The organism is Microbacterium sp. SORGH_AS_1204 (assembly GCF_030818935.1).
Taxonomy (GTDB): Bacteria; Actinomycetota; Actinomycetes; order Actinomycetales; family Microbacteriaceae; genus Microbacterium.
Window position 1 is genome coordinate 732,285 of record NZ_JAUTBD010000001.1, and the last position, 16,662, is coordinate 748,946.

Annotated in this window: 15 protein-coding genes; 9 read left to right on the forward strand and 6 right to left on the reverse strand. The window is 70.3% G+C overall.

The window, feature by feature from the left end:
- Positions 1 to 7: 7 nt before the first annotated feature.
- Together QE410_RS03370 and QE410_RS03375 are read right to left on the reverse strand one after the other, a co-directional pair.
- The gene (locus QE410_RS03370; RefSeq protein ID WP_307327827.1) at positions 8 to 1,042 is read right to left on the reverse strand and encodes an ROK family protein; all 1,035 of its coding nucleotides are present in this window, start codon (positions 1,040 to 1,042) and stop codon (positions 8 to 10) included.
- Positions 1,039 to 2,259, reverse strand: a complete 1,221-nt coding sequence (locus tag QE410_RS03375) for an ROK family transcriptional regulator (protein ID WP_307327830.1) — start codon at positions 2,257 to 2,259, stop codon at positions 1,039 to 1,041. The genes QE410_RS03370 and QE410_RS03375 overlap by 4 nt, the downstream gene beginning before the upstream one ends.
- A 249-nt stretch (positions 2,260 to 2,508) precedes the next feature.
- On the opposite strand from QE410_RS03375, the gene QE410_RS03380 reads away from it, so the two are divergent.
- The 3 genes from QE410_RS03380 to QE410_RS03390 all read left to right on the forward strand — a co-directional run bounded on the left by QE410_RS03380 (position 2,509) and on the right by QE410_RS03390 (position 5,768).
- Positions 2,509 to 3,495, forward strand: coding sequence for a carbohydrate ABC transporter permease (locus QE410_RS03380; protein WP_307327833.1), 987 nt, complete (start codon positions 2,509 to 2,511; stop codon positions 3,493 to 3,495).
- A gap of 11 nt (positions 3,496 to 3,506) precedes the next feature.
- Positions 3,507 to 4,382, forward strand: a complete 876-nt coding sequence (locus tag QE410_RS03385; RefSeq protein WP_307327836.1) for a carbohydrate ABC transporter permease — start codon at positions 3,507 to 3,509, stop codon at positions 4,380 to 4,382.
- 72 nt (positions 4,383 to 4,454) lie between these two features.
- Complete coding sequence (locus tag QE410_RS03390) at positions 4,455 to 5,768, forward strand: ABC transporter substrate-binding protein (protein WP_307327840.1); 1,314 nt, start codon at positions 4,455 to 4,457, stop codon at positions 5,766 to 5,768.
- Between the two features lie 67 nt (positions 5,769 to 5,835).
- On the opposite strand, the gene QE410_RS03395 is transcribed toward QE410_RS03390, so the two are convergent.
- Together QE410_RS03395 and QE410_RS03400 are read right to left on the reverse strand one after the other, a co-directional pair.
- A complete protein-coding gene (locus tag QE410_RS03395; RefSeq protein ID WP_307327842.1) occupies positions 5,836 to 6,219 on the reverse strand; it encodes a hypothetical protein in 384 nt (127 codons plus the stop codon).
- A 50-nt stretch (positions 6,220 to 6,269) separates the two neighbouring features.
- The gene (locus QE410_RS03400) at positions 6,270 to 6,629 is read right to left on the reverse strand and encodes a hypothetical protein (RefSeq protein WP_307327845.1); all 360 of its coding nucleotides are present in this window, start codon (positions 6,627 to 6,629) and stop codon (positions 6,270 to 6,272) included.
- 140 nt (positions 6,630 to 6,769) lie between these two features.
- Here QE410_RS03400 and QE410_RS03405 point away from each other — a divergent pair, with 140 nt between their 5' ends.
- The gene (locus QE410_RS03405) at positions 6,770 to 7,204 is read left to right on the forward strand and encodes a MarR family winged helix-turn-helix transcriptional regulator (RefSeq protein ID WP_307327848.1); all 435 of its coding nucleotides are present in this window, start codon (positions 6,770 to 6,772) and stop codon (positions 7,202 to 7,204) included.
- Here QE410_RS03405 and aztA read toward each other — a convergent pair.
- On the reverse strand, positions 7,176 to 7,847 hold the full coding sequence (gene aztA / locus QE410_RS03410; RefSeq protein WP_307327851.1) for a zinc ABC transporter ATP-binding protein AztA: 672 nt from the start codon (positions 7,845 to 7,847) through the stop codon (positions 7,176 to 7,178). The genes QE410_RS03405 and aztA overlap by 29 nt on opposite strands.
- Positions 7,848 to 7,902: 55 nt before the next feature.
- Here aztA and aztB point away from each other — a divergent pair, with 55 nt between their 5' ends.
- From aztB to aztD, 4 genes are read left to right on the forward strand one after another with little or no spacing between them, the layout of a single operon-like run.
- Entirely contained in the window at positions 7,903 to 8,757 is an 855-nt protein-coding gene (gene aztB, locus QE410_RS03415; RefSeq protein ID WP_307327855.1) for a zinc ABC transporter permease AztB, read from the forward strand.
- A gap of 15 nt (positions 8,758 to 8,772) precedes the next feature.
- Positions 8,773 to 9,996 (forward strand): ABC transporter, encoded by a 1,224-nt coding sequence (locus QE410_RS03420; RefSeq protein WP_307327857.1) that lies wholly within the window; start codon positions 8,773 to 8,775, stop codon positions 9,994 to 9,996.
- A gap of 1 nt (position 9,997) precedes the next feature.
- Positions 9,998 to 10,897, forward strand: coding sequence for a zinc ABC transporter substrate-binding protein AztC (aztC, locus tag QE410_RS03425; protein WP_307327860.1), 900 nt, complete (start codon positions 9,998 to 10,000; stop codon positions 10,895 to 10,897).
- A gap of 34 nt (positions 10,898 to 10,931) precedes the next feature.
- Complete coding sequence (gene aztD, locus QE410_RS03430; RefSeq protein WP_307327864.1) at positions 10,932 to 12,149, forward strand: zinc metallochaperone AztD; 1,218 nt, start codon at positions 10,932 to 10,934, stop codon at positions 12,147 to 12,149.
- Between the two features lie 6 nt (positions 12,150 to 12,155).
- Here the strand turns inward: aztD and QE410_RS03435 are convergent, their stop codons facing one another.
- Positions 12,156 to 13,043, reverse strand: a complete 888-nt coding sequence (locus QE410_RS03435) for a LysR family transcriptional regulator (protein ID WP_307327867.1) — start codon at positions 13,041 to 13,043, stop codon at positions 12,156 to 12,158.
- Between the two features lie 99 nt (positions 13,044 to 13,142).
- On the opposite strand from QE410_RS03435, the gene QE410_RS03440 reads away from it, so the two are divergent.
- The gene (locus QE410_RS03440; protein ID WP_307327870.1) at positions 13,143 to 16,607 is read left to right on the forward strand and encodes a bifunctional proline dehydrogenase/L-glutamate gamma-semialdehyde dehydrogenase; all 3,465 of its coding nucleotides are present in this window, start codon (positions 13,143 to 13,145) and stop codon (positions 16,605 to 16,607) included.
- Positions 16,608 to 16,662: the final 55 nt, after the last annotated feature.

A 16,662-nucleotide genomic window follows, 5' to 3' on the forward strand; every position in this document is an offset into this window, starting at 1 on the left:
GGGAACCTCACTGGTGATGGGAGTCGACGGGACGGGGGACGGGGGACTCGGCGGGCGCGAGCAGGCGCAGCGACGACAGGGCGGATGCCGCTGTCACGGCGAACCGCGAGGTGACCGGGCGGTCATCGGCGAGCAAGCCCGCGCCGATGAGACCGGAGTGGGAGCCCAGCGCCGACTGCACGAGCAGGGGGGTGGGGCGCCACCCGAGCCTGGCGTCGATGGCGGCGCGCAGAGGCTCGATCAGCGGGGCCCCCGCACGCGAGAGCCCACCGCCGATCACGATGCGCGCCGGATCGAGCACGGCGCTGAGCGAGCTGAGGCCGACGGCGAGCGCGTCGATCAGATCGTTCCAGACGGATGCCGCGACGGGATCGTCGGCAAGCGACCGCACGAGTTCAGGGGTGGTCGTCGCGCCGGTGCCACCCTGCGCACGGTAGCGGCGGAGCACGCTGGATGCGCTGGCGTAGGCCTCGATGCATCCCCGCTGACCGCAGCCGCACAGCTCGCGCCCAGGGCCCACGGGCATGTGGCCGAATTCGCCCGCGCCGCCGGTCGCCCCGTGGACGAGGGCGCCGGAGGTGACCACGGCCGCGGCCACGCCGGTGCCGATGGGCACGAAGATGAACTCGCGGTACACCCCCGCCTCATCGATGTGCGCGGCACGCTCGGCAATCGCCCCGGCCCGCGCGTCGTGTTCGAGGCGCACGGGCAGGCCGAAATCGTCGACGAGGGCGGGGACGAGGTCGAGATCCGTCCAGCCCAGGTTCGCGGCGTAGACGACGCTGCCGCGCACGGCATCCACGAGGCCCGGCGAAGCGACGCCGATACCCGTCGCGCGCACGCCGCGGGCCTCGATGTGGGAGGCGAGTCGGGCGACGACCGCACGGACGCTGCCGAGCGCATCGCGGTCGGCGGCGAACGTGGCGACGGTGCCGTGGGCGATCACCGATCCGTCTTCCGAGAAGGCGGCGCCCTTGACGGTCGTTCCCCCCACGTCGACGGCGATGCGTGCGGTGGGAGAGGAACCGGACTCGAGGGTCACGCCGGTTGCGCCGTCTGTGCGGATTGCGCGTCGATGCGCGCGAGTTCGTCGATCCTCGCCGGGGCGAGGGCTTCTTCGAGGGCGAGTTTGACGGCGCCACGCAGGCCCGCCGAGGCGGGATCGTCGGCGGCGCTCACGTCGAGATCGTGCGCGGCGATGGGCAGGCAGCGGTTGAACAGTTCGGCACGGATGGCGGCCACCAACGGTGCGGAGGTCGACATCGTGCCGCCGAGCACGACACGTCGCGGGTTGAAGAAGTTGACGACGGATGCCAGGACCGTGCCGATCCGCGTGCCCGCTTCCCGAAGCGCGGCGACGACGACGGGATCGGCGGTACGGCCGAGGTGGATCACGTCCTCGACCGTGGCGACGGCGTAGCCGGCCGCGGCGAGCTTGGCCGCGATGGCGCCGCCGCTCGCCACCGACTCGAGGCAGTCGTCGAGTCCGCACACGCACGAGATGGCAGGCTCGCCCCCGGCGGAGGTGTGGCTGATCTCGCCCGCGGCACCGTTGAAACCGCGCTGCAGTCGGCCCTCGGTGATGATGCCGCTACCGATGCGCATCCCCAGCACCACCGCGAGCAGGTGGTCGCCGCCTGCCGGGGTGGCCTCTGCCAGAGCGACGAGGTTGGCGTCGTTCTCGACCAGCACGGGGGCGTCGGTGAAGCCGGCGAAGAGGGAGGGCAGGCTGACGTTGTGCCACGACGGCATGAACGACGGGAACACCACGCGTCCACTGGGGTACTCGATCGGGGCGGGAAGACTGACGGCAACGCCGCGAAGGGCGGAGGTCTCGACGGAGGCGGCTTCCGACGCCTCCACGATGCGTCGCCACATCGACGCGACGACGGCCCCGGGCTCTTGATCGTCGACCCCGGGATGCGTGGTCTGGGTGAAGATGCGGCCGTCGAGGTCGGCGAGCGCGACGTCGAGATGGTTCGCTCCGAAGTCGATGGCCGCGACCCAGCCCGCGTCACGTGAGACATGCAGGCGCTTCGCGCGGCGTCCTCCCCGCGACTCCTGTTCGCCGTCTTCGGAGACCAGCCCCAGGCGCTGCAGGGCTTCGACACGGATGCCGACGGTCGACGGAGACAGCCCGGTGTGGCGCGCGAGCGCCGAGCGCGACGTCGCCTGGTCCGACCGGATCAGTCGGAAGACATCGCCTACGGAGCCGGGGGCGTAGTCGGCATCGCGGAGGGCGGCAGCGTGGGTGGGCATGCCCTCACTCTATACATCGCTTGTCGCAGAAATCGAACAAAGTGGCCCAAATTCCGAATTACTTCATACCGACACCGACAAGAAATGTGCGCGAAACACGCGAACCATACCTTCAACCGAACCGACGCACGACGACGCACACCGATGCGATACCCGCCGTCGCGGTCGGACCCCCCTGCTGAAGGAGCTGATGATGCGCCACCTCGCCACCCGCACCCGCCCGACGATCGGGCACACCGGCGGTGTGCTGTGACGACGACCGTCCCCGCCCCGGAGCGGCCGCGCACGATGGGCAGCACCCGCGGCGGCGGCGACAGCCGTCGCAGCGAGGAGGTCCGCCGCCGTCGCTCGATGCATGAGAAGGAGGGGCGCGCCGGCTACGCGCTCATCGCCCCCACGACCATCCTGCTGTCGGTCTTCTACCTCTACCCGCTGCTGCAGACGGTGGTCTACAGCTTCACCGACTGGAACCCGGGCAATCCCGGTAACACCCAGTTCGTCGGGTTCGCCAATTTCGCCGGTCTCTTCGCCGAGAACAGCACCTTCCCCCGCGCCCTCGGTAACACGGCTCTCATCGCCGCCATCGTCGTCCCCGGGTCGATGGCACTCGGACTCGTCTTCGCGGCGCTCCTGGACGGCCCCTTCCGGGGCCGATCGTTCTATCGCACGATGATCTTCGCCCCGCACATCGCCCCGACGGTGGGAAGCGCGCTCATCTTCTCGTACCTGCTGACGCCGCTCGGCGGACTGGTGAACCAGGCGTTGAAGCCGTTCGGCATCAATCCCGTGCCGTTCCTCACCACCGAGCCGTGGGCGATCATCTCGGTCATCGTCTTCATCATCTGGCAGCAGGTCGGCTACACGATGATCATCTTCTCGGCGGCGCTGTCGACCATTCCCCCCAGCTACCACGAGGCCGCGAAGCTCGACGGCGCGGGTGTCCTCCGCCGGTTCTTCTCGATCTCGCTGCCGCTGGTGGCACCGACCAGCGGGTTCCTCGTCATCACCGGTCTCATCAGCACCCTGCAGATCTTCACGCAGGTGTTCGTCCTCACCGCCGGCGGGCCGCTCGGCTCGACCAAGACCGTCATCTACTGGGTCTACGAGCAGGGCTTCCAGTTCTTCAACGGCGGCGCCGCCACCGCGGCCTCGGTGCTTCTGCTGGTCATCGGCATCACCGTCACGGTGCTGCAGCTGCGCTTCCTCGCCCGTCGCGACACCATCGAGATGCTCTGAAAGGCCCTGCCATGACCCTGTCTCTCGAGCGCCCCCGCACCGCGGCCCCGGCCCGCCGCCGCAAGCCCCTCTCCGCCTCCGTTCCCGGCATCCTGCGCCACGCAGTCCTCATCGTGGCCACGGTGCTGTTTTTCGGCCCGTTCGTCTGGATGGTGCTGGTCAGCTTCAAATCGGCGCAGGAGGCGCTGGCCGTACCGCCGACGTTCCTGCCGACCGAATGGCACGTCGACAACTACACACGCCTGTTCGAGATCGCACCGTTCGGGCGCTTCTACCTCAACACCGTCGTCGTCGCCGTGCTGTCCACGCTCGGTCAGGTCGTGACCAGCCTCATGGCCGGCTATGCCTTCGCGCGGCTGAAGTTCCGCGGTAGCAACGTGATCTTCGTCATCCTGCTCGGGGCCCTCATGGTGCCGTTCGAGGTCGTGTTCACGCCGCTGATCTCGCTGCTGTCGTCGCTGGGCTGGCTCAACAGCTACCAGGGCCTCATCGTGCCGAACATCCCCTCGATCTTGGGCGTGTTCCTGTTCCGGCAGTTCTTCTCGAACTTCCCCTCCGAGATCGAAGACGCCACCCGCATCGACGGGGCCACCGTGTGGCAGCGCTTCCGCCTCATCATGGCTCCGATGGCGACGCCCATGATCGGCTCGTTCGCGATCCTGTCGTTCGTCTACAACTGGAACAACTTCTTCTTCCAGTTCATCGCGGTCAACCGGACGGAATTCTTCACCGTCCAGATCGGTCTCACGCTCCTGCAGTCGCAGGAGGGCGCCTCGAACTTCAACCTCCTCATGGCAGGTTCCACGCTCGCCGTCATCCCGGTGCTGATCGTGTTCCTGCTGTTCCAGAACCAGATCGTCAAAGCGATCTCCGGCGGTCTGCGCTGACCCGCGCCATCCGCATCCCTCACCCGAACCCACCCGCTGCACCACCTGCTCTCAGCGCACTTAGGAGAAGAAATGATCAAGGCACCTCTCGCCCGTCGGGGGCTCGCCGTCGGCGCGGTCGTCGTCACCGCTGCCGTCACGCTCGCCGGCTGCTCCGGCGGCTCGGTCACCGGTAACGCCGGCTCGGCCGACGGCAAGACCACCATCACGATGTGGAACCAGGCCACGGGCGACGCCGCCACCAAGCTCGCCGAGTTGGTCGAGGAGTTCAACCAGTCGCAGGACACCTACGAGGTCACGTCGCAGTTCATCGCCGCCGAGGGCTTCACCGCCCGCCTCGTGCAGGCCCTGAACAGCAACCAGGCTCCGAACCTCGTGCTCGGTGACTCCAACCCGTCGTCGCTCGGCGAGGCCATCGACACCGGCAAGATCGTCGCCCTCGACGACAAGCTCGGAACCGGCGACTACGCCCTCGCCGCCGACGACATCCCCGCCGGCATGCTCGCCTCGGGCGTCTTCGACGGAACCACCTACGCCCTGCCGACCGACGGTGGCGACTACGCCGTCATCTACAACAAGCAGAAGTTCGCCGAAGCGGGCATCACCTCGACCCCCACCACCTGGGCGGAGCTGGCGGCGGATGCCAAGAAGCTCACGAAGGACGGGACTTATGGCGTCTACCTGCCGATCGGCAGCAACGAGTGGCCGGTCTTCACCTGGCAGTCGATGCTGTGGAGCGCAGGCGGCGAGTTCCTCAACGAGGACAACACCCAGGTCGAGTTCGACTCGGCCGAGGGCGTCACGGCGCTGAAGACCTGGACCGACATGATCGACGCGGGCGTCGCGTACCCCTCGACCGCCGCGGACAGCAACCAGAACCAGGGATGGCCGGCGTTCAACGCCGGGCAGTTCGCGATGTTCATCGGCGGCGCGTACAACCTGAAGTCGGTCCAGGAGGGGATCGGAGCCGACAACGTCGGCGTCTTCACGTTCCCGCAGATCCAGACGCCGGCGATGAACACGGGCACCGACGTGTCGTACCTCACGGACGGAACCGATGAGCAAGAGGCCGGTTCCTACGCCTTCCTGTCGTGGTTCATGCAGCCCGACCAGCAGGCTCAGTGGGACATCGCGTCCGGCTTCCTGCCGACCAACCTCAAGACCCAGGACTCCGACGCGTGGAAGGCTCACGTTGCCGACAACCCGCTCCTCGAGGTGTTCGTCGACCAGCTCGAGTACGCCAAGTCGCGTCCGTCGATCAGCTCGTACTCGGAGATCAGTGCCGCGCTCGGCGCCGAGCTCGAGAAGGCGATGCTGCGTCAGAAGGCGCCGGAGGACGCTCTTCGCGACGCCGCAGCCGCGGGTCAGGCCGTGCTCGACCGCTGACCCACACGTGACGAAAGGCGGTGCGACGGTGGTCGCACCGCCTTTCCGCGTTCGTCGGGTGGCCCGCTCAGCTGGCCGCCAGCAGTTCGCGCGATCGGGTCTCGAGGAACGACACCAGCGCGCCGAGCACGACGACCTCGTTGCCGAGGTTGACCAGATCGACGGCGCTGAGTTCGATGACGGCGTCGCGCGCCTCCATCGTCGCTTTCCACGCGCCGTCGCCGCCGGCGATCGGCTGGAGATAGGTGACCGTCTTCGCACCGCTCAGGTCGACGACGATCAGGCCGGCGTCGGGGTCGGACTCGTCTTCCTGCTCGAGGAGGCGGATCTCGCTGCCGGTGAGGTAGCCGAGTCCGCGGAACTGGGCCAGCCAGTCCTCGAGCAGGTCTTTGTTCAGTAGAGGTCGTACCGGCACCGCGCTCCCCGATCTATGCACGTGAATCTCATGCATCCCCCACACTATCGCGGGAGCGAGGACGCTCGGAGCGGGAAACGAAACGGTCAGGCTGCGCGAACCGGACGACCGGTCGTGCGTGCGGGTGCGCGAGACGCCTCCTCGGCGGACTCCCATGTGCGCACGTCGACGACGAGGCCCGAGGCGGCGTTGGCCTGATCGGCGAGCGCGCGCAGGTAGTCGCCGACCAGCTGCTCGGGCTCGACGGATTCGAAGACGAAACGCAAGGGGATGGCCGGTTGCAACCAGATCGTGGACCGTCCGTCCGCATCCTCCGTCCCCGTCCAGGTGAGGGTGAAAGACTCTCCGCGGCGCAGCTTCGTGGATGCGATGACCTTGATGTAGCCCATGAGGCGATCCGGCAAGGAGATGGGCGCGGTGTCGGAACCGTAGTACAGGGTGGCCATGGTGATCTCCTTCGGTCATGAGTCGGGTTCGGCTAAACACTAGACTATCACGTATTTCGCAAGGTTAATTAATCACATGAAATATTCAGTTTCCTCACTATGGTGGAGGTGTGGTCGGCCGGACCGCGTGGAGGAGGTGGATGCCGTTGTCGCTCCCTTCCGCGTTGATGACCGCGCTCGACGACTACGTCGCCGCGCGTGAGGAGGCCATCGCGAAGGCCCGCCGCGACCTGAGTGTCAGCGAGCTCGAGGCGGCCGCGATGTCGTGCATCGCCGAGGAGCCCGGCATCCGTCCCTCGAATCTCCGCGTCCGCCTGGGGGTCACCGCCGCCGGTGTCACCACCCTCGTCGATCGTCTGATCGGCCGCGGGTTGCTGCGCCGGGAGTTCGATGCCGACGACCGGCGGGTGAACCACATCTATCTCGAGGTCGACCTCGCTGCCGAGCCGTGGGTGGCGCTGCGTCGCTTCCCGCGCGAGGTCGAGTCGGCCGTCGAAGCGGAGCCCGACGACGTCGCCCGGGCGGCGGCGGAGATGCTGGCGCGGGTCACCGAACGGGTTCGCGCGCGGCTCTGACCTCGGTGGGTGGGGTGTGCACGCGCCCGGCGTCGAGGGCGATCACCTGATCGGCGTCGGCGATGAGGCGGGCGTCGTGGCTCACGCACACGACGGTGGCTCCGCGGCGACGTTCTCGCGCGATGGCGGCGCGGTTGCGCTCGGCGCTGCCGGCGTCGAGGCCCGTGGTGGGCTCGTCGAGGAAGAGGATGTCGGCCCGGGATGCCAACCCCTGGGCGAGGAGCGCGCGTTGCCGCTGTCCGCCGGACAGAGAGGCGAAGGGTCGCCGCGCGAGGGCGGTGATGTCGAGGAGTTCCATCGCCGCACGGATCGCCTCGCGGTCGTGGGCTGCGAGGCGACGGAACGGCCCGGTGCGTCGCCACGTGCCCGCCGTGACCATGTCGCCGACGGTGAGTGGAAGGTGCTCCGACACCGCCGCGCGCTGCGGGACGAAGGCGCGCGAGCGCGGACCGACGTCGACTGTTCCCCGCGAGGGTTCGCGCGCCCCGGCCAGCACCTCGAGGAGCGTCGATTTGCCCGCGCCGTTCGGGCCCACGATGACGGCGAGGATGCCGGCGTCGATCTGGACGTCGACATCGTCGAGGGCGAGGGTGCCCGCGAAATCGACTCGGAGGGCGCGCGCGACGACGGCATGAGGGGGCATGGCATCCATCATACGAGTTTGAGAATCGTTCTCATTCGCAGTACGGTCGGGCAACGTGTCTTGGCTCTCCGACCCCTTCTCGCTCGAGTTCGTGCAACGTGCACTGCTCGGCGGCGTGCTCGTGGCGATCCTGTGCGCGATCGCCGGAACGTGGGTCATCGTCCGCGGAATGGCGTTCCTGGGCGAAGCGCTCGCCCACGGCATGCTCCCCGGCGTCGCACTGGCGACCGTGATGGGCTTCCCCGTGCTGCTGGGCGCCGCGGCGAGTGCAACCGTCATGAGTCTCGGCATCGGCGCCCTGCAGCGGCGGGCCAAACTCTCGTACGACACGAGCATCGGCCTGCTCTTCGTGGGCATGCTCGCGCTCGGCGTGATCGTCATCTCTCACGCGGGAAGCTTCGCCACCGATGCCACCGCCATCCTGTTCGGTGACATCCTCGCCATCGGATCCGGCGACCTCGTCGTCTTGGCCGTCGCCGTGGTCATCGGTGCGACCGCCGCGGTGCTTGCTCACCGCAGCCTCGTCGCGCTCGCCGTCGACGAACGCGTCGCCCGTGTGCTGGGCCTCGGGCCCCGTGTCGCCCAAACGGTGCTCGTCGGGCTCGTGACCCTGGCGGTCGTCGCCTCCTACCAGGCGGTCGGCTCGCTGCTCGTCGTCGGCCTGCTCGTCGCGCCCGCGGTCGCCGCGCGCCAGTGGACAAACCGCATCCCCACCACCATGGTGCTCGCCGCCGTGATCGGCGCCGTCTCGGTCGCCGCGGGCCTGCTCGTCTCGTGGCACGCCGCCACCGCGGCCGGAGCGACCATCGCCGCCTCGGCCATCGGCGCAGCCGGCGCGTCGTGGGCTCTTCGCGCCTGCCGTGATGCGGTGCGCCGGCGCGTGGCATCCCCTGTTCCCCTGCCCGCCTGAACCAGAAAGCCCCCCATGCTCCACCCCGCCTCCCCCCGGCGGCTCGCACCTCTCGGTGCGCTGCTGCTCTTCGCGCTCGCCGGCTGTGCGGCGCCGGTCGCGACCGGCGCCGACCCATCGGCCGAGCCAACCGCCGACACCCACGGCGAGATCGCCGGGGCCACCGAACTGGCGGAACCCGCCGTGGGTCTGACCTCCATCGACGGCGAAGGGCACGTGTCGCACCTCGATCTGCTCGACGAGACCACCGTCGACCTCGGGACGGTCCGTGCCCCCGCGGCCATGCATTCCGATGGCCGTTACTTGTTCGCCTCCGACGAGACGGGCGTCTCGGTCGTCGACAGCGGAGTGTGGACCTGGGACCACGTCGACCACTTCCACTACTACCGCGCAGAGGCGAAGGTGCTCGGCGAGGTCCTCGGCAGCGGGGTGGCCACGGTGTCGACGTCGAACTCCTCGACCACCGGGGGAACCGGGCTGTTCTTCCCCGACTCCGGCGAGGCGGTGCTGCTCGACACCGAGGCGCTGTCGAAGGGGGAGATCGTGGAGACCTTCCGCATCGCCGCGGCGCCGGGCAACGGGCTCGTGGTGCCCGCGGGCTCCTTCGCGGCGGTCGCGGCGGCCGACGAGGTGACGCTGCACGCGGCCGACGGGGCGCCGCTGGGCGAGCCCGTCGCGTGCGTCGAACCCGCCGGAACGATCACGACCCGCGTCGGCGCGGTCATCGGATGCCGCGACGGCGCCCTCCTCGTCACCGTCGAGGAGGAGAAGCCCGCGATCGAGCGCATTCCGTACCCGGAGGGCTCGACGGCGCCGCGCGCCACCTCCTTCGCCAACCGGGAGGGTCGTCCCACGGTCGCGGCGGTCGCCGACGGCGCCGGTATCTGGATGCTCGACACGCGCGAGCGGTCGTGGACGCTGCTGCCCGCGCCGGAGCCCGTCGTGCAGGTCACCGCGGTCGACGACAAGGACGCCACCGTCCTCGCGCTCACGGCCGACGGGCGCGTGCTGGTTCTCGACGGAGAGACGGGTGCGCAGCGTGCGGCATCCTCGCCTCTGGTGGGGGAGAGCCTCGCCGCGGGCCGGCCCGTCAGCCTCATCGCCGACCAGCAGCGCGCCTACCTCAACGGCCCGTCCGAGGGGCGCATGTGGGAGATCGACTTCGCCGACGACGCCCGCGTCGCGCGCGAGTTCATGCCTGAGCGCACGCCGCTCTTCGTCGCCGAGACGGGACGCTGACATGCGCAGACTCCTCGCCGCAGCGGTGACCGGTGCCCTGCTCGCACTCACCGGATGCGCCGGGGGCGCGGCATCCGATCGCCCCCTCGTCGTCGTGACGACCAACATCCTCGGCGACGTCGTGTCGCACATCGTCGGCGACGACGTCGAAGTCATGACGCTCATGCGTCCGGGTGCCGACCCGCACTCGTTCGAGATCTCCGCCGCCGAGGCCGCCCGCATGCGCTCCGCCGACCTGCTCGTGGCCAACGGCCTCGGGCTCGAGGAGGGGCTGCAGCAGCACCTCGACGCCGCGGCATCCGAGGGGGTTGAGACCTTCGTCGCGGGGGATGCCGTCGCGGTGCTGCCGTACACCTCGACCGACGCCGGGGGCGCGGACGACCCGCACTTCTGGACCGACCCCGCGCAGATGATCGCCGTCGTCGAAGCGCTCACGCCCGTGCTCGAGGGGCTCGGCGCTCCCGCGGTGGCCGAGCACGCCGCCGCGTATCGCGCCGACCTCGAGACCCTCGACGCCGAGATGGTCGCCGCCTTCGCGGCGATCCCGGCGGAGCGCCGTGCCCTGGTCACCAACCATCACGTCTTCGGCTACCTCGCCGAGCGGTTCGGCTTCCGCCTGGTGGGCGCCGTCATCCCCGGGGGCACGACGCTGGCCGCACCCAGCACGAGCGACCTGGCCGACCTGGTGTCGGCGATCGACGAAGCCGGGGTGCCGACGATCTTCGCGGAGTCCTCCTCGCCCGACCGGCTCGTGCGGGCACTGGCCGAAGAGGCCGACCGCCACGTGACGGTGACGGAACTCTTCACCGAGTCGCTCACCGACGCCTCCGGCGGCGCCCCCGACTACCTGACCATGATGCGCGTCAACACGGAGCGCATCGCCACCGGCCTGTCGCCCTGAGCGGCCGGCCACCCACCGAAGAAAGAGACATCACATGCGCAGTTCTTCCCTCCGCGCGGGCGGCTTCCGCCGCGCGGGCCTGCTCGCTCTCGCGGTCGGCGCGACCGTCGCCCTGTCGGCGTGCGCCGGCGGCGCCGGCACCGGTTCGGCCGCGCCCGCCTCCGATGCCCCGGCCGAAACCGGCACCCGCGTCGCTCTCTCGTACGCGGGCGGCATCGTCGTGCTCGACGGCGAGAGCCTCGAGACGCTCGGCGACTTCACGTCGGAGGAATTCACCCGCCTGAACTCCGCCGGTGACGGCCGCCACGTCATGGTCACCACGAGCGCAGGGTTCCAGGTGCTGGATGCCGGCACCGCGGGCGCCGAGCCCGAGCTCACCGACCTGGTGTTCCCGGCGGCCAAGCCCGGTCACGTCGTGACCCACGGCGGCAAGACCGTGCTCTACGCCGACGGCACGAGCGACTCGACCATCTTCGACACCGATGCCCTGCTGGCATCCACTGACGAGCTCCCCGCGTCGGAGACCATTCCGGGTGTCGAGGCGCACCACGGTGTGTCGATCGTGCTCGAAGACGGCTCCTTCGTCACCACCGTCGGCAACGCGAACGGCCGCACGGGCATCGTCGTGAAGGACCCCTCGGGCGCCACCGTCGCCGAGAACGCGACCTGCCCCGGTGTGCACGGCGAGGGCACCACGCAGAACGAGGTCGTCGTCTTCGGCTGCGAGAACGGCGCGCTCATCTACGCCGACGGCGAGATCACCAAGGTCGACGCCCCCGACCAGCCCTACGGACGCATGGGCAACATCTTCGTCACCGACACCAGCCCGCTCGTGCTCGGCGACTACAAGGACGACCGGGATGCCGAAGGCTACCTGCTGCACCGCGTCTCGCTGATCGACACCGAGGCCAAGACCCAGACCGTCGTCGACATGCCCGCGGGGGCCGAGTACACCTTCCGCGACCTGGCGCGCGGCCCCGGCGACCTCGGGTACATCCTCGCCTCGGACGGCGCGATCCACGTGTTCGACCTCGAGAAGGGCGCGTTCACCGAGTCGTTCCCCGTCATCGGCGCGTGGGAGGGTCCGGTCGAGTGGCAGGACGCACACCCCGCGATCAAGGTGTCGGGCGACATCGCCTACGTCACCGAGCCCGCGAAGAACGCCGTGCACGCCGTCGATCTCACCACGGGTGAGGTCGTGAAGAGCGTCACGCTCGACGTCACGCCGAACGAGATCGCGCTGACGAAGTAAGCCCCGTCACCGGCCGCCCCGGTCGTACGCCGCCTGCAGTGCTCCGCGCACGGCGCGTATGCCGGGGCGGTCGGCCGTTCCGCGGCGGACGGCCGTGAACACCTCGCGACGCGGCTCACCCGGCAGATCGACCAGGCGCACGGGCGGGTCGTCGCCGGCGAAGACGAGGTCGGGAATCATCCCCACCGCATGTCCGGATGCCACGAGCCGCACGTGCGCGGTCAGGTCGGCCATCTCGAAGCGCACGTCGGGCTCGAACCCGGCGGCGCGGCACTGCTGGGTCGCCCACTGGCGGGCGGCGGTGCCCACCGGTTCCATCACCCACGCGCGGTCGCGCAGGGCTTCGAGTCGGTGCGCGCGATCGTCGCGCGAGACGGCGAGGCGGATGGCATCCCGCCCGAGGAGGCTCCGCTCGATACCGCCGCGGTGCTCCCGCGTATGGCCGGGGTACTGCTCGGCGACGGCGAGGTCGAACCCGCGCGCGGCGACCTCGAACAACCCCTCTTCGGGGGCGAGTTCGGCGACCTCGATCCGCAGGTGCGGCTCGCTCTCGTCGAGGGCGTCGAGGGCGCGGGGGAGCAGCCCGTGCGCGGCGGACTGCATGACGGCGACGCGCACCGGCGCCAGGGAGGGGCGGAGGCGTTCGAGCTCGGCGCGGGCGGCTTCGTCGGCGTCCAGCATCCGGGCGGCGTGAGCCGCGAGCGCGGCGCCCTGCGCGGTGAGACGCAGGCGCCTGCCGTCGGGCTCGAGCAGCGGTACCCCGGCCTCCTTCTCGAGCAGCGAGAGCTGTTGGGAGATCGTCGACGGACTGTAGGAGAGTGCTTCGGCGACGGCGGCGAGCGTGCCCCTCAGAGACAGTTCGTGCAGAAGGCGCAAGCGGCGGAGATCGAACACGGCATCCCTTCGGTGATCTCGAACATTATCCGTCGGGAATGATCGCTTTTCTCGATGAGATTCGAGCTTCACACTGATCTCAATCGAGGAAGGACCGCCATGTCGCTCACTGAACAGGACATCACCTATTCGCTCGTCTCGCCGCACGAGCTCGCCGACGAGGCGATCGCCCTCGTACAGCGGTGGCTCGTCGAGAGCCGCGACGAGCCGGTCGACGTTTCGGCTCAGCGCCTGGCAGGCGTGCTGCGCGACCCGCACGGACTCGATTTCACCGTCGGTTTCGTCGATGGCGTCGTGCGCCCCGAAGACCTGCGCGTGGCCGCCCGCAATCTCGCCGCGCTCACCCCGCTCATCCCGGGGTTCCTTCCCCTGCACCTGAAGGCGGCGATCCGTCTGGGTGCCTTCGCCGCGCCGATCGTGCCGCAGGTCGTCGTCCCCGCTGCCCGCATGGCGCTGCGTTCCATGGTGCGCCACCTCATCGTCGACGCCACCGACCGCAAGCTCGGCGACGCCATCTCGTCGATCCGCGGCCGGGGCGACGGCATCCGTCTCAACGTGAACCTGCTCGGTGAGGCGATCCTCGGGAAGAAGGAGGCCGCGCGCCGGCTCGAGGGCACGCGCAAGCTCCTCGCCCGCGACGACGTCGACTACGTCTCGATCAAGGTGTCGTCGACCGTCGCGCCGCACACCCCGTGGGCGTTCGACGCCGCGGTCGCCGACGCCGTGTCGGCCCTGCGCCCGCTGTACCGCGTGGCGAAGGAGACCGGCACCTTCCTCAACCTCGACATGGAGGAGTTCAAAGACCTCGACCTCACCCTCGCGGTGTTCGAGACGCTGCTGGGCGAGCCCGAGTTCCACGGCGTCGAGGCCGGCATCGTGCTGCAGGCGTACCTGCCCGATGCGCTCGCCGCGATGATCCGCCTGCAGGAGTGGACGGCCGCGCGGGTGGCATCCGGGGGTGCCCCGATCAAGGTGCGGGTCGTGAAGGGCGCGAACCTGCCGATGGAGCGCGTGGATGCCGACGTGCACGACTGGCCGCTCGCCACCTGGCCGTCGAAGCAGGCGACGGACGCCTCGTACAAGGCGGTGCTCGATTACGCCCTGCGCCCCGAGCACACCGCGAACGTGCGGATCGGCGTCGCCGGACACAACCTGTTCGACATCGCCCTGGCGTGGCTGCTCGCCGAGCGCCGCGGGGTGACGGCGGCGGGCCCGGCGGGCCGACCGGGCATCGAGGTCGAGATGCTGTTGGGCATGGCGACCGCGCAGCAGACCGTCGTCCGCCGCACCGTCGGCTCGATCCTGCTGTACACCCCCGTCGTGCACCCGCAGGAGTTCGACGTCGCGATCGCGTACCTCATCCGGCGCCTCGAAGAGGGGGCGTCGAGCGAGAACTTCATGTCGGCGGTGTTCGACCTCGACACCCACGCGGCGCTGTTCGCCCGCGAGCGCGACCGCTTCCTGGCATCCCTCGCCGACATGCCCGAGGGAGTGCCCGCGTCGAACCGCGTGCAGGACCGCACGGCCCCGGCCGCTCCCGCCCCCGCGCACGGCTTCCGCAACACCCCCGATTCCGACCCCGCGATCGAGGCGAACCGGGGCTGGGCCGCCGGGATCGTCGCGCGCATGCAGGGCTCCGACCTGGGGCGCGCGACCATCGCCGCGCACACCGTGACCGACGATGCCGCTCTGAACGCGCTGATCCAGGATGCCGCGGACGCCGCCGCCGCGTGGCGCGCGCTCGGGGCCGCGGGCCGCGCCGAGATCCTGCACCGCGCCGGCGACGTGCTCGAAGCGCGCCGGGCCGATCTGCTCGAGGTCATGGGTGCGGAGTGCGGCAAGGTCATCGAGCAGAGCGACCCCGAGGTGTCGGAGGCGATCGACTTCGCGCATTACTACGCCGAGCAGGCGCGCACGCTCGATACCGTCGACGGCGCGCACTTCACGCCCGTCGGCGTCACGGTCGTCACCCCGCCGTGGAACTTCCCGGTCGCCATCCCCGCCGGCTCGACGCTCGCCGCGCTCGCCGCCGGTTCCGCCGTGGTCATCAAGCCCGCGGGTCTCGCCGAGCGCTGCGGCGCCGTCATGGTCGAGGCCCTGTGGGAGGCCGGGGTCCCCCGCGAGGTGCTGAAGCTCGTGCAGGTGTCCGAGAACGACCTCGGCCGGCAGCTGCTGACGCACCCCGCCGTCGAGCGGGTTGTGCTGACCGGCGCGTACGAGACGGCCGAGCTGTTCCGCTCCTTCCGCCCCGACCTGCCGTTGCTCGCCGAGACGAGTGGCAAGAACGCCGTCATCGTCACCCCCAGCGCCGACCTCGACCTCGCCGCGAAGGACGTCGCGATGTCGGCCTTCGGGCACGCGGGCCAGAAGTGCTCGGCGGCATCCCTCGTCGTGCTCGTCGGCTCCGTCGCCCGCTCGCGCCGCTTCCGCGACCAGCTCGTCGACGCCGTCACCTCGCTGGAGGTCGGGATGCCGTGGGACGAGGCCTCGCGCGTCGGCCCGCTCATCGAGCCCGCACAGGGCAAGCTCCTGCGGGCGCTGACGTCGCTCGAGCCGGGTCAGCGGTGGGTGGTCGAGCCGCAGCGCCTCGACGCGGACGGGATGCTGTGGCGTCCCGGCATCCGGGAGGGCGTGCAGCCGGGAAGTGAATTCCACCGCACCGAGTACTTCGGGCCCGTGCTCGGCATCATGACGGCCGAGACGCTGGAGGAGGCGATCGAGATCGTCAACGCCATCGAGTACGGCCTGACGTCCGGCCTGCACGCGCTCGACACGTCGGAGATCGACACGTGGCTCGCGCGCATCGAGGCCGGCAACGTCTACGTCAACCGCGGCACCACCGGTGCCATCGTGCAGCGCCAGCCCTTCGGTGGATGGAAGAAGTCGGCTGTCGGTGCCGGCACCAAGGCGGGCGGTCCGCACTACCTCTTCGGGTTCGGGACGTGGACGGACGCGTCGTCGTCCGCGCCGTGCGCGGGAGACGCTCTCGCCGCCCCGGCGCTGGCGGCCGTGCCCGCGGCCGACCGTGAGTGGCTGGCATCCGCCCTCGCGAGCGATGCCGCGGCTTGGGCATCGGAGTTCTCGCTGGCGCGCGATGTGACCGGCCTGGAGTCAGAACAGAACGTGCTGCGCTACGCCGCGGTGCCGGTGACCGTGCGGCTCGAAGACGCGTCTTCGTCCGCTCTCGTGCGCGTCGTCGCCCCGGGGGTGCGGGCCGGTTCCGCGGTGACCGTGAGCTGCGCGACGGAGCTTTCGCCCGCCGTGCGTGCGTGGCTGGAGGGGGTCGGCGTCCGCGCCAGCATCGAGGACGCCTCCGACTGGGGTCGTCGTGCCGCACGCCTGGCTCGCACCGGCGGGCGCGTCCGTCTGCTCGGCGGCTCCGCGCGCGTCGTGGCCGAGCAGACGGGCGGCTCGCCGTCGGTGGCGGTCTACGCCGGGGAGGTCACCCGAGCCGGACGCGTCGAGCTGCTGCCGTTCCTCCGCGAGCAGGCCGTGTCGATCACGGCGCACCGCTTCGGGACGCAGCGGCGGTACGAGGTACCGCCGCTGGTCGCCGCGCGCTGAGGCTGCAGACGGGCGGGGTCGTTCTCGGACGGCCCCGCCCGTCGACGTTCGGTCG

Excerpts from the sequence above, each read along its gene's own strand:
- QE410_RS03375 (WP_307327830.1), bottom strand. The coding sequence starts at position 2,259 with ATGCCCACCCACGCTGCCGCCCTCCGCGATGCCGACTACGCCCCCGGC.
- QE410_RS03385 (WP_307327836.1), top strand. The coding sequence starts at position 3,507 with ATGACCCTGTCTCTCGAGCGCCCCCGCACCGCGGCCCCGGCCCGCCGC.
- QE410_RS03390 (WP_307327840.1), top strand. The coding sequence starts at position 4,455 with ATGATCAAGGCACCTCTCGCCCGTCGGGGGCTCGCCGTCGGCGCGGTC.
- QE410_RS03395 (WP_307327842.1), bottom strand. The coding sequence starts at position 6,219 with ATGCATGAGATTCACGTGCATAGATCGGGGAGCGCGGTGCCGGTACGA.
- QE410_RS03400 (WP_307327845.1), bottom strand. The coding sequence starts at position 6,629 with ATGGCCACCCTGTACTACGGTTCCGACACCGCGCCCATCTCCTTGCCG.
- QE410_RS03405 (WP_307327848.1), top strand. The coding sequence starts at position 6,770 with ATGCCGTTGTCGCTCCCTTCCGCGTTGATGACCGCGCTCGACGACTAC.
- aztA (WP_307327851.1), bottom strand. The coding sequence starts at position 7,847 with ATGCCCCCTCATGCCGTCGTCGCGCGCGCCCTCCGAGTCGATTTCGCG.
- QE410_RS03420 (WP_307327857.1), top strand. The coding sequence starts at position 8,773 with ATGCTCCACCCCGCCTCCCCCCGGCGGCTCGCACCTCTCGGTGCGCTG.
- aztC (WP_307327860.1), top strand. The coding sequence starts at position 9,998 with ATGCGCAGACTCCTCGCCGCAGCGGTGACCGGTGCCCTGCTCGCACTC.
- aztD (WP_307327864.1), top strand. The coding sequence starts at position 10,932 with ATGCGCAGTTCTTCCCTCCGCGCGGGCGGCTTCCGCCGCGCGGGCCTG.
- QE410_RS03440 (WP_307327870.1), top strand. The coding sequence starts at position 13,143 with ATGTCGCTCACTGAACAGGACATCACCTATTCGCTCGTCTCGCCGCAC.